This is a genomic window from Pseudomonas sp. TSRC2-2, assembly GCF_049897785.1.
In the GTDB taxonomy this organism is placed as follows: Bacteria; Pseudomonadota; Gammaproteobacteria; order Pseudomonadales; family Pseudomonadaceae; genus Aquipseudomonas.
Map to the genome: position 1 here is coordinate 150,737 of NZ_JAFCWZ010000012.1, position 12,111 is coordinate 162,847.

Consider the following 12,111-nt stretch of genomic DNA (forward strand, 5'->3'; position numbering starts at 1 on the left):
GACCCATGTTCAAATATATTGGCGACATCGTTAAGGGTACCGGTACCCAGTTGCGCAGCCTGGTCATGGTCTTCGGCCACGGCTTTCGCAAGCGCGACACCCTGCAATACCCCGAGGAGCAGGTCTACCTGCCGCCGCGCTACCGTGGCCGCATCGTCCTGACCCGCGACCCCGATGGCGAAGAACGCTGCGTAGCCTGCAACCTGTGCGCCGTGGCGTGCCCGGTGGGTTGCATCTCGCTGCAGAAAGCTGAAACCGAAGACGGTCGCTGGTACCCGGACTTCTTCCGCATCAACTTCTCGCGCTGCATTTTCTGCGGTCTCTGCGAGGAAGCCTGCCCGACCACCGCGATCCAGCTGACGCCGGATTTCGAGATGGCCGAGTTCAAACGTCAGGACCTGGTGTACGAGAAAGAAGATCTGCTGATCTCCGGCCCCGGCAAAAACCCTGATTACAACTTCTATCGTGTTGCAGGTATGGCAATCGCTGGCAAGCCGAAAGGCGCTGCGCAGAACGAAGCCGAACCGATCAACGTGAAGAGCTTGCTGCCTTAAGGAAGAACGATGGAATTCGCTTTCTATTTCGCATCGGGTATTGCTGTGGTGTCCACGCTTCGTGTGGTCACCAACACCAACCCTGTGCACGCCCTGCTCTACCTGATCATCTCGTTGATCGCTGTGGCCATGACGTTTTTCGCGCTCGGCGCACCGTTTGCCGGTGTGCTGGAAGTGATCGCCTACGCCGGCGCCATCATGGTGCTGTTCGTGTTCGTGGTGATGATGCTGAACCTTGGCCCGGCCTCGGTTCAGCAGGAACGCACCTGGCTCAAGCCCGGCATCTGGGCGGGCCCGGTGATTCTTGCCGGTCTGCTGCTGGCCGAACTGCTGTATGTGCTGTTCGCTCACCAGAGCGGTCAGGCCATCGGCCACACCACCGTAGACGCCAAGGCCGTGGGCATCAGCCTGTTCGGCCCGTACCTGCTGGTGGTCGAACTCGCCTCGATGCTGCTGCTCGCCGCAGCCGTCACGGCGTTCCATTTGGGCCGTAACGAGGCGAAGGAGTAAGACATGCCTGCTATCCCTCTCGAACATGGTTTAGCCGTTGCCGGCATCCTGTTCTGCCTTGGTCTGGTCGGCCTGATGGTCCGCCGCAACATTTTGTTCGTGTTGATGAGTCTGGAAGTGATGATGAACGCCTCTGCCCTGGCCTTCATCGTCGCGGGCGCCCGCTGGGCGCAGCCGGATGGACAGATCATGTTCATCCTGGTGATCAGCCTGGCAGCCGCCGAGGCCAGTATTGGTCTGGCGATCCTGCTGCAACTGTATCGCCGCTTCCACACGCTCGATATCGACGCTGCCAGTGAGATGCGCGGATGAACCTGATCTTTCTGACTTTCGTATTTCCTCTCATCGGTTTCCTGCTGCTGTCGTTCTCCCGTGGACGCTGGTCGGAAAACCTCTCGGCGCTGGTCGGCGTGGGTTCCATTGGCTTGTCGGCGATTGTCACCGCCTACGTCATCTGGCAATTCAACGTCGCGCCGCCCGAAGGCGGTCACTACACCCTGGTGCTGTGGCAGTGGATGGCGGTGGAAGGCTTCAAGCCTGATTTCGCCCTGTACATCGACGGCCTGTCGATCACCATGCTCGGCGTGGTGGTCGGCGTCGGTTTCCTGATCCACCTCTTCGCGTCGTGGTACATGCGCGGCGAAGCGGGCTACTCGCGCTTCTTCTCGTACACCAACCTGTTTATCGCCAGCATGCTGTTCCTGGTGCTCGGCGATAACCTGTTGTTCCTGTACTTCGGCTGGGAAGGCGTGGGCCTGTGCTCGTACCTGTTGATCGGTTTCTACTACAGCAACCGCAACAACGGTAACGCGGCACTCAAGGCCTTCATCGTGACCCGGATCGGTGACGTGTTCATGGCCATCGGCCTGTTCATCCTGTTCCAGCAAGTGGGCACGTTGAACATTCAGGAACTGCTGGTGCTGGCACCGCAGAAATTCCAGGTCGGCGACTTCTGGATCACCCTGGCCACCCTGATGCTGCTGGGTGGCGCGGTCGGTAAATCGGCACAACTGCCGCTGCAAACCTGGCTCGCTGATGCGATGGCCGGCCCTACCCCGGTGTCGGCACTGATTCACGCCGCGACCATGGTAACCGCCGGTGTCTACCTGATCGCCCGTACCCACGGTCTGTTCACCCTGGCGCCGGATATCCTGCACCTGGTCGGCATCGTCGGTGGTGTGACGCTGGTACTGGCCGGTTTCGCCGCGCTGGTGCAAACCGACATCAAACGTATCCTCGCCTACTCGACCATGAGCCAGATCGGCTACATGTTCCTGGCGCTGGGCGTGGGTGCCTGGGAAGGCGCGATCTTCCACCTGATGACCCACGCCTTCTTCAAGGCCCTGCTGTTCCTTGCCTCCGGTGCGGTGATCGTTGCCTGCCACCACGAGCAGAACATCTTCAAGATGGGTGGTCTGTGGAAGAAACTGCCACTGGCCTACGCCAGCTTCATCGTCGGTGGTGCTGCACTGGCTGCTCTGCCACTGGTCACCGCAGGCTTCTACTCCAAGGACGAAATCCTCTGGGAAGCGTTCGCCAGCGGCAATCAGGGTCTGCTTTACGCAGGTCTGGTCGGTGCGTTCATGACCTCGCTGTACACCTTCCGCCTGATCTTCATCGCGTTCCACGGTGAAGCCAAGACCGAAGCCCATGCCGGCCACGGCATTGCGCACTGGCTGCCACTGTCGGTGCTGATCGTGCTGTCGACTTTCGTTGGCGCGATGATCGTGCCGCCGCTGCACGGCGTGTTGCCGCAAAGCGTTGGTCATGCCGGTGGCGAAGCCAAGCACAGTCTGGAAATCGCCTCGGGCGCCATCGCCCTGGCCGGTATCCTGCTGGCGGCCCTGCTGTTCCTCGGCAAGCGTCGTTTCGTCACGGCGATCGCCAACAGCGGCATCGGCCGTTTCCTTTCGGCCTGGTGGTTCGCTGCCTGGGGCTTCGACTGGATCTACGACAAACTGTTCGTCAAGCCGTACCTTGCGATCAGCCATGTACTGCGCAAAGACCCGCTCGACCAGACCATCGGTCTGATCCCGCGTATGGCCAAGGGTGGTCACACTGCCCTGAGCCGTACCGAGACCGGTCAACTGCGTTGGTACGCCGCCTCGATGGCTGCTGGTGCCGTGCTGGTAATCGGCGCCATCGTGCTGGTAGCGGTCTGATATGAACCTTGCGAATTTGCGAAAGGAAACGAGCCCGTCATGATTCTGCCCTGGCTAATCCTGATCCCCTTCATCGGCGGCCTGCTGTGCTGGATGGGTGAGCGCTTCGGCGCTACCCTCCCGCGCTGGATTGCGCTGTTGACCATGACCCTGGAACTCGCCCTTGGCCTCTGGCTGTGGGCCCACGGTGACTATTCATTCGCACCGGCGCCAGGCGCCGATCCGACTTGGGCGCTTGAGTTCAAGCATGTCTGGATCCAGCGTTTCGGCATCAACGTGCATCTGGCCCTCGACGGCCTGTCGCTGTTGATGATCCTGCTGACCGGTCTGCTGGGTATCCTCTCGGTACTCTGCTCGTGGAAAGAGATTCAACGTCACGTTGGCTTCTTCCACCTGAACCTGATGTGGATCCTGGGCGGTGTGGTCGGCGTGTTCCTCGCCCTCGACCTGTTCATGTTCTTCTTCTTCTGGGAAATGATGCTGGTGCCGATGTACTTTCTCATCGCGCTCTGGGGTCACAGCTCTTCGGACGGCAAGAAAACCCGGATCTACGCAGCGACCAAGTTCTTCATCTTCACTCAGGCTTCCGGCCTGATCATGCTGGTGGCGATCCTCGGTCTGGTGCTGGTCAACTTCAACAACACTGGCGTGATCACCTTCAACTACGCCGACCTGTTGAAAACCAAGATGTCGATGACCACCGAGTACATTCTGATGCTCGGTTTCTTCATCGCCTTCGCGGTCAAGCTGCCGGTCGTGCCGTTCCATTCGTGGCTGCCTGATGCCCACGCCCAGGCGCCGACGGCCGGTTCCGTCGACCTCGCCGGTATCCTGCTGAAAACTGCGGCCTACGGCCTGCTGCGTTTCGCCCTGCCGCTGTTCCCGAATGCCTCGGCCGAGTTTGCGCCGATCGCCATGACCCTCGGTCTGATCGGCATCTTCTACGGCGCGTTCCTGGCGTTCGCACAAACCGACATCAAGCGTCTGATCGCCTTCTCCTCCGTTTCCCACATGGGTTTCGTGTTGATCGGCATCTACTCCGGCAGCCAACTGGCCCTGCAGGGCGCAGTGATCCAGATGCTCGCGCACGGTCTGTCGGCGGCGGCACTGTTTATCCTCAGCGGTCAGTTGTACGAGCGTTTGCACACTCGGGACATGCGTGAGATGGGCGGCCTGTGGTCGCGTATTGCGTACCTGCCGGCGATCAGCCTGTTCTTCGCGGCGGCGTCGCTGGGCCTGCCGGGTACCGGTAACTTTGTCGGCGAGTTCCTGATCCTGATCGGTTCTTTCGCCAGCGCTCCATGGGTCACGGCGATTGCCACCTCCGGTCTGGTGTTCGGTTCGGTCTACTCGCTGATCATGATCCACCGTGCCTACTTCGGCCCGTCGAAATCCGACGCGGTGCTGCACGGCATGGATGCGCGCGAACTGATCATGGTGCTCGGTCTGGCGGTGCTGCTGATTTACCTCGGCGTCTACCCTCAACCGTTCCTCGACACCTCTGCCGCCACGATGCATGGCGTGCAGCAGTGGCTCGGCACCGCCTTCTCTCAACTCGCTTCGGCCCGGTAAGAGCGCTATGGAATTCACGATTCAACACTTTATTGCGCTTGCGCCACTGTTGATCACCAGCCTCACCATTATCGTGGTGATGCTGGCAATCGCCTGGCGCCGCAACCACTCGCAGACCTTCCTGATTTCGGTGGCGGGTCTGAACCTGGCGTTGCTGTCGATCCTGCCGGCTCTGAAAGTCGCGCCTCTGGCCGTGACGCCTTTGCTGCAGATCGACGCGTTCGCCTGCCTGTACATGGCGATGATCCTGGTCGCCACCCTCGCCTGCGTCACCCTCGCCCACGCCTACCTCGGTGATGGCGGTTCGGGTTACCCGGGCAACCGCGAGGAACTGTATCTGCTGATCCTGATGGCCGCCGCCGGTGGTCTGGTTCTGGTCAGCGCGCAGCACCTGGCCGGTTTGTTCATCGGTCTGGAACTGCTCTCGGTACCGGTTTACGGTCTGGTGGCTTACGCCTTCTTCAACAAACGTTCGCTGGAAGCCGGCATCAAGTACATGGTGCTTTCGGCCGCCGGTTCCGCGTTCCTGCTGTTCGGTATGGCGCTGTTGTACGCAGACGCAGGCTCGCTGAGCTTCGTTGGCATCGGTCAGGCGCTGGCTGCAACGGGTCTGCCAAGTCCGCTGGCGCAACTGGGCCTGGGCATGATGCTGATCGGCCTGGCGTTCAAGCTGTCGCTGGTACCGTTCCACCTGTGGACGCCGGACGTTTACGAAGGCGCTCCGGCACCGGTGGCGGCGTTCCTCGCCACCGCGTCGAAGGTGGCCGTGTTTGCGGTGATGGTGCGTCTGTTCCAGATCTCCCCTGCCGCCAGCAGCGGTGTGCTGAGCGACGTGCTGAGCGTCATCGCCGTTGCCTCGATCCTGTTCGGTAACCTGCTGGCCCTGACCCAGAGCAACCTCAAGCGTCTGCTCGGTTACTCGTCCATCGCGCACTTCGGCTATCTGCTGATCGCGCTGGTGGCGAGCAAGGGTCTGGCGGTGGAAGCCATCGGCGTGTACCTGGTCACCTACGTGATCACCAGCCTCGGCGCGTTCGGCGTGATCACCCTGATGTCGTCGCCGTACAACGGCCGTGACGCCGACGCCCTGTACGAATACCGCGGCCTGTTCTGGCGCCGTCCGTACCTGACCGCCGTGCTGACCGTGATGATGCTGTCCCTGGCCGGTATCCCGCTGACCGCAGGCTTCATCGGCAAGTTCTACATCATCGCCAGCGGCGTCGAAACGCGTCAGTGGTGGCTGGTCGGCGCTCTGGTGCTGGGCAGCGCCATCGGCGTCTTCTACTACCTGCGCGTGATGGTCACCCTCTACCTGATCGAGCCAAACCTGCGTCGCCACGACGCTCAGCTGCACTGGGAACAGAAGGCAGGCGGCGTGATGCTGCTGGCCATCGCCCTGGTCGCATTTTTCCTGGGTGTTTACCCGCAGCCATTGCTCGTGCTGGTACAGCAGGCGGGCCTGGCGGGCTGATTGCTCGGCTCATCTGGCTACAAATGGAAACGGCACCTTCGGGTGCCGTTTTTGTTTCCGTTGAGTTCATGACCAGCCGCGCGGCCTCGTTGCCGAGCCAGGACGAGCGCGAATGTAGGAATTCTCTCAATTGGCGGCAGGAGAGCTCACCGCAAACACACGAAAGTCTGATGATCAGGTTTTCCAAGGCCTGACTTTCTCAAAACCTCCGCTGAAATATCCCACAGTCGCCCGGCATCATGCCTCGCCGGTACTTCCAGTTTCCTGCGCCGAATGCTGGGCGTTCCCCCGGCAACGCGGCTTAAACCGCAGATCTTGCCTCTCAACCTCAGAATGTTGTGCATGTGTTTCGACGACCGTTCAATCCCGATATCGACACTTCTGGACATTTTTGACCGGGCGCGGCCCGGCTTATAGATTCGAGTCGTGCAAACAAGCACGTTCATCCACACAACAGGAATCGAACCATGGGCTACATGAGCAGTTGGAACGCCAACCGAATTGTCGAGCTGGACGATGAGCAGACCAGCGAAACGGATCAGATCGAAACGCTGCAACTCAGTGAGGAAGAACTGGCGGAGCTGGACGCACAGTGAGTAATGAACGGGGGGTATCCCCTCCCGTTCTCTATCAGGAGGGATCATGAACGCAATCACAATGGTCGAACGCGAACTGACAGCTGACCAGGCCTGCCAGCGCATCCAGACCGAATTGAGTCGGCTGGCAATGACTCCCGTCATACGCACCCTTGGCCAGAAAGTTGTTGCGGTACAAGTGACCCTTATCGATCGCGAAGGAGTGCCTGCCGCCCGAGGCGCTGGCAAGGGCTATGCAGTGCAGGCTGGCATCGGCGCGCTCTATGAATCTCTCGAACACTATTGGACCGATCGACTCTCGGCAACGGATGTTCATCACGTTCCGGTGGACTACTTTTCGGACAGGCTTTTCGACAACGATCCCGTGCGAATGCTTGTGAAACAGCCGAACCGCCGTATCGCCTGCCGACGCTACAGCTGTCCTCCTTGCGGACACTTCTACTACCCGCTCGCGCTGACGTCACCGCACTCACTCGAGGTTTTCGCCCAGGACGCGGCGGACAGCCGCGCCCTGCGTCGATATTCCAGCAACAGCGGCACCGCCATTGGCGCCAGTTACAACGAGGCGTTGTTACACGCCATCAACGAATGCATTGAAAGAGACGCGGTTTCGCTGTTCTTGCTGGACCACTTTTACTATCAGAATCACCCCCCCCTGCGCAGAGTCACCCGTCCTGGTGAGCGTGATGCGCTCGGGCAATTATGGACGGATGCCGAAAGGGAACTCGGCGCTGAGGTCGTGCTGGTGGATATCAGTACCGAGTTCGTCGCTCGCACTTTCCTGGCTTTTTCCGCAGCGCCCGGAACGCACATCCGGGTATTCGGTTCAGGCTGTTCCCTCTGCCCGAGCCACGCCGCCTGGCGCGCACTGACCGAACTGGTACAACTGCATCACGCCGCAGCGGGGGAAGAATTCGCCAGATCGCTGCGCAACGCAAAGCGCCACCTCTCACCTTTTCCACGCCTGCTGCGCTGTCTGCTGTTCAATCCCGATGTTTTGCTGCATCGCTGTGCTCATCACGCCGTGACATTGCCCGAAGCCGGAGCGCAAGCACCATTGGCTTCGCAGATCGAACAGTTGAGCGAAAGTCTGCGCCAGCATGGGCATGACTTCGGCATTTCCATCGTTCATCAAACCAACCTGGGCACCAGCCTGATCAATGTGGTGATACCCGCACTGGAGCGATTTTTCATCGTCTCGAGCGGCAATGTCGTGGTTCCCCACGCTCGCGGTCGTACGTTACGCAGGTTGCGCGCAGAGGTGTGTTCATGAATAACCGGACACCTGCGCTCTCAAACTTGAATGAAATGGCAATGGCGAAGAATTTGTCCGCACACATCGAATACGCCGGCCCGATCGGTTGTTTCGTTGAACCGACCCGACAGGGTTTGCATCAGGTATTTTTCTTGCGGGTCCGTGGTCGGGACTGGATCGGCCGCAAGGTCTTGCAACGCGACGCCGATCATCGCTGGAGCATGAACAGCCTTTTGAATCCGGCCATGTTGCTCGGCCCCCACCTGCAGTCGCAATGGAGCGATGACGGCGTGTCGTTCTACTTTCATACCGCTACGCTGGAGGAGCGAGCCGAAGTTTTCCAAGCCGCGCGCAGGGACCTGCACAGCGAGATCCATTTCCCTTTCACGGCGACCGATCATGACGGTAACGAGGCCGTTTGCCCGGCGGATTACTGGCAGGGTCACGAGTCGCTGGCCGAGCAGCTGAACGCAGACGAACTGCACTTTCGCGAACATTGCGTGGCAGTGCTGGGCCCATTGCTCAAACCCGGCGATCTGGTTTACGACCCGGCCTGCTCTACGGGCGAGTTCATCGCCTGTCTGGCCGCCGAACTTGCCGGTGGGCATTTCGTCGGCAGTGATCGTTCGGCCACGATGATCGAATACGCCAGGCGCCACCACGCAGACTCGCGTGCCGAATACCACGTCATGGAGGCGGCAAGGGCTGCTGACGCGGGTATGCGCTGCGACGTTCTGATCCTGCGCTTTCTCAATGCCGAAGTCCTGACCCGTCGCGAGGCGAACTGCGCGTTTTCAAGTCTGTTACGTTGCGTAAAACCCGCAGGCACAATTCTGTTGTTTGGCCATACGCCGGTATTGTCCGCCGTGCCCTGGCTGGCTTATACCCATGGACTTGCAAGGGTATCGAGCACAGGGGCGCGCAGCGGGCACCAGGAATTGTTTCAGTTCTATCACATGAAGGCGCCATGCCCTTGAACGAAGCCAGCGGTTACTTGACGCGGCAGAATGGCCATCGGCTTTACTGGGAACGCCACGGAACGTTTGGGGCCGAGCCGGTGTTCTTTTTACATGGAGGGCCGGGCGGCTGCTGCAGCCGTCAGCATCTGGGGTTTTTCGACCTGCGTCACTTCGACGTCATTTTGCTGGATCAGCGCGGCTGCGGCCGATCACGCCCGCATGGGCAGAGGCGCCACAACAACTCGCGTCTGTGCGTTCAGGATATTGAGGCCTTGCGCCTGCACTTTGGCCTGGAGCAAATCAGTCTGCTAGGCATTTCCTGGGGAAGCTGGCTGGCCATCCAGTACCAGCAGCAGTACCGCTGTGCGTTGAGGAAAACCACTCTGGTCTCGATTTTCGTTCCGTTCCCGGCCAACGTTCGCACTTTCGACAGGGCAATCAATGCTGCTTTGCAGGTAGCAGGCAGCGGTTCAAGTCGCAGCCTCTATCACAAACTCGACCAAGGCTCTGAGGATCAACAGCGACAGGCGGCGATGCAATGGTTGCAAGCGACGCTCGGACTGAACGGGCAGTCGATGCCCAACGAGGTGTTGGCGCGGTTTACCGATCAAGAAGCCATTCGCGCTGTTCGTCTGGAATTGCATTATCACCTCAATCGCTACTTCTTCAGCCAGGCAGACGAAAACCTCTCGCTCAGCAGCGATACCCTGGTGATTCAAGGCGTCAAAGACACCTACGGCATGTCCAGCCTGCGCTGGTTGCGTCAGCGCCAGTTCGTCGAGGCCCGTTTGTTGCGCTCGGGGCATAACGCCTTTGAGCCCGCCGTGCTGGATGCCGTTCGTCACGCATTGAGACGGGATTGATATCAGCTACCAAGCTGCGGCCCACGCCCATGGCGGAGTGGTGTCCAACCAGCATGAAAAACGGCACCTTCCGGTGCCGTTCGCTTTCTCCATTTCAGCTGTTACTTACGCGCATCCGCCCACGATTTCAGCAGTTCGCTATAACTCACGGTTTCGCCTTTAGGCTTCTCGTTGGCCAGTTTCGGCTTCGGTGCGCCCGGCTGGTCGAACCAGTACTGCGCGTCGCGTTCCGGGTTCATCTTCGGTGCGCACACGGCCTGAGCCTTGGAGCGTTCGAGGCGTTCCATGATGCGGTCCTGGTCTTTCGCCAGGCCATCGAGCGCCTGTTGCGGGGTCTTCTCGCCGCTGGCCGCTTCGGCGATGTGGCTCCACCACAGCTGCGCCAAACGCGGATAGTCCGGCACGTTGGTCCCGGTCGGCGACCACTGCACGCGGGCCGGGCTGCGATAGAACTCGACCAGCCCGCCAAGTTTCGGCGCCAGATCGGTCATCGCTTGCGAGTTGATGTCCGACTCACGAATCGGCGTCAGGCCGACGATGGTTTTCTTCAGCGACACGGTTTTCGAGGTGACGAACTGCGCGTACAACCACGCTGCCAGTTTCTGTTTCTCAGGGGTGGATTTCATGAATGTCCACGAACCCACGTCCTGATAGCCCAGCTTCATACCCTCTTCCCAATACGGGCCTTTGGGCGATGGTGCCATGCGCCACTTCGGCGTGCCGTCGGCGTTGACCACCGGCAGGCCCGGCTTGGTCATGTCGGCGGTGAACGCGGTGTACCAGAAGATCTGTTGGGCAATATTGCCCTGCGAAGGCACCGGCCCGGACTCCGAGAAAGTCATGCCAGCCGCTTCCGGTGGTGCGTATTTCTTCAGCCAGTCGACGTATTTGGTGGTGGCGAACACCGCCGCCGGGCCGTTGGTGTCGCCGCCGCGGGTCACGCTGGAGCCGACCGGATGGCAGTCTTCGACGCGAATACCCCACTCGTCCACTGGCAAACCATTGGGCAGCCCCTTGTCGCCGCCCCCGGCCATGGAGAACCAGGCATCGGTGAAGCGCCAGCCCAGCGACGGGTCTTTCTTGCCGTAGTCCATGTGCCCGTAAACGCGTTTGCCGTCGATTTCCTTGACGTCTTCACTGAAGAATTTGGCGATGTCTTCATAGGCCGACCAGTTCACCGGGACGCCCAGCTCGTAACCGTACTTTTCCTTGAACTTGGCTTTCAGATCGGCGCGCTCGAACCAGTCGGCGCGGAACCAGTACAGGTTGGCGAATTGCTGGTCGGGCAGCTGATAAATCTTGCCGTCCGGCGCGGTGGTAAAAGAAATGCCGATGAAGTCCTTGATGTCGAGGGTCGGCGAAGTGAAGTTCTTGCCTTCGTTGGCCATCAGGTCGGTGATCGATTCGGTCTTGCCGTAGCGAAAGTGCGTGCCGATCAGGTCGGAGTCGTTGACCCAGCCGTCATAGATGTTCTTGTCCGACTGCATCACCGTCTGCATTTTCTCGACCACGTCGCCTTCCTGCAGCAGGTCGTGGGTGAGCTTGATCCCGGTGATTTCGCTGAACGCCTTGGCCAACACTTTCGATTCATATTCGTGGGTGGTCAGGGTCTCGGAAACGACCTTGATGTCCATGCCGCGAAACGGCTCGGCGGCCTTGATGAACCACTTCAATTCTTCCAGCTGCTGTTCGGCCGTCAGGGTCGAGGGCTTGAACTCGCTGCCGATCCATTTTTTCGCAGCATCTTCGTAGGCGTCGGCCCAGGCAGATGCGCTCAAACCGCTGAGTGCCAGCATGGCTGCCAATGAAATGCTATGTCGCAGCTTATTGTTTTTATCGAACATAGAGACCTCCTGTTTAAGTTGTGGAGCCGCGTTGCCGAACGATTCGACTAGCCCCAACGCATCACAGCCAACAGCCACACCAGGGACAACGCGGACGCCACCCAGATGCTCCAGTCGGTGACGCCGATTACCAGCAAGTGCAGGTAGGCGCTGCCGAGAAGACCAATAAACAAGCGATCGCCACGGGTGGTGGCAATCGGCAAAAACCCTCGCCGCAAGATGCTCGGCGAGCGCAATTCCCAAGTGGTCATGCCCACCAGAATCAGACCGATGCCGATGAAGAACGCGGCGGTCGGTGTCGTCCAGCTCATCCATTCCATCATCA

General features: G+C 59.9%; 12 protein-coding genes. 10 read left to right on the plus strand and 2 right to left on the minus strand.

Annotation, left to right across the window (positions count from 1 at the left end):
• Positions 1-5: 5 nt before the first annotated feature.
• The 10 genes from nuoI (at position 6) to ACP7D9_RS23350 (ending at position 9,942) form a co-directional block, all read left to right on the plus strand.
• Positions 6-554 (plus strand): NADH-quinone oxidoreductase subunit NuoI, encoded by a 549-nt coding sequence (nuoI, locus tag ACP7D9_RS23305; protein ID WP_016775283.1) that lies wholly within the window; start codon positions 6-8, stop codon positions 552-554.
• Between the two features lie 9 nt (positions 555-563).
• Entirely contained in the window at positions 564-1,064 is a 501-nt protein-coding gene (gene nuoJ / locus ACP7D9_RS23310) for an NADH-quinone oxidoreductase subunit J (RefSeq protein ID WP_090284375.1), read from the plus strand.
• 3 nt (positions 1,065-1,067) lie between these two features.
• The gene (gene nuoK / locus ACP7D9_RS23315; RefSeq protein ID WP_003180046.1) at positions 1,068-1,376 is read left to right on the plus strand and encodes an NADH-quinone oxidoreductase subunit NuoK; all 309 of its coding nucleotides are present in this window, start codon (positions 1,068-1,070) and stop codon (positions 1,374-1,376) included.
• Positions 1,373-3,226 carry an NADH-quinone oxidoreductase subunit L gene (nuoL, locus tag ACP7D9_RS23320; protein WP_101159112.1) on the plus strand — a complete coding sequence of 618 codons (1,854 nt, stop codon included), beginning with the start codon at positions 1,373-1,375 and terminating at the stop codon, positions 3,224-3,226. Before nuoK ends, nuoL begins: the two co-directional genes overlap by 4 nt.
• A 39-nt stretch (positions 3,227-3,265) precedes the next feature.
• Positions 3,266-4,798, plus strand: coding sequence for an NADH-quinone oxidoreductase subunit M (nuoM, locus tag ACP7D9_RS23325; RefSeq protein ID WP_016775285.1), 1,533 nt, complete (start codon positions 3,266-3,268; stop codon positions 4,796-4,798).
• 7 nt (positions 4,799-4,805) lie between these two features.
• Complete coding sequence (gene nuoN, locus ACP7D9_RS23330) at positions 4,806-6,269, plus strand: NADH-quinone oxidoreductase subunit NuoN (protein ID WP_101159113.1); 1,464 nt, start codon at positions 4,806-4,808, stop codon at positions 6,267-6,269.
• A 467-nt stretch (positions 6,270-6,736) separates the two neighbouring features.
• The gene (locus ACP7D9_RS23335) at positions 6,737-6,865 is read left to right on the plus strand and encodes a hypothetical protein (protein WP_256589828.1); all 129 of its coding nucleotides are present in this window, start codon (positions 6,737-6,739) and stop codon (positions 6,863-6,865) included.
• A 46-nt stretch (positions 6,866-6,911) separates the two neighbouring features.
• Positions 6,912-8,138, plus strand: a complete 1,227-nt coding sequence (locus ACP7D9_RS23340; RefSeq protein WP_426159724.1) for a YcaO-like family protein — start codon at positions 6,912-6,914, stop codon at positions 8,136-8,138.
• 41 nt (positions 8,139-8,179) lie between these two features.
• Positions 8,180-9,097: a class I SAM-dependent methyltransferase gene (locus ACP7D9_RS23345; protein WP_426159725.1), complete on the plus strand. Its 918-nt coding sequence runs from the start codon at positions 8,180-8,182 to the stop codon at positions 9,095-9,097.
• The gene (locus ACP7D9_RS23350; protein WP_426159726.1) at positions 9,088-9,942 is read left to right on the plus strand and encodes an alpha/beta fold hydrolase; all 855 of its coding nucleotides are present in this window, start codon (positions 9,088-9,090) and stop codon (positions 9,940-9,942) included. The genes ACP7D9_RS23345 and ACP7D9_RS23350 overlap by 10 nt, the downstream gene beginning before the upstream one ends.
• Before the next feature lie 101 nt (positions 9,943-10,043).
• On the opposite strand, the gene ACP7D9_RS23355 is transcribed toward ACP7D9_RS23350, so the two are convergent.
• Positions 10,044-11,786, minus strand: a complete 1,743-nt coding sequence (locus ACP7D9_RS23355) for an ABC transporter substrate-binding protein (RefSeq protein ID WP_101159117.1) — start codon at positions 11,784-11,786, stop codon at positions 10,044-10,046.
• A 47-nt stretch (positions 11,787-11,833) separates the two neighbouring features.
• Complete coding sequence (locus ACP7D9_RS23360; RefSeq protein WP_038861868.1) at positions 11,834-12,106, minus strand: DUF2160 domain-containing protein; 273 nt, start codon at positions 12,104-12,106, stop codon at positions 11,834-11,836.
• Between the last annotated feature and the right edge of the window lie 5 nt (positions 12,107-12,111).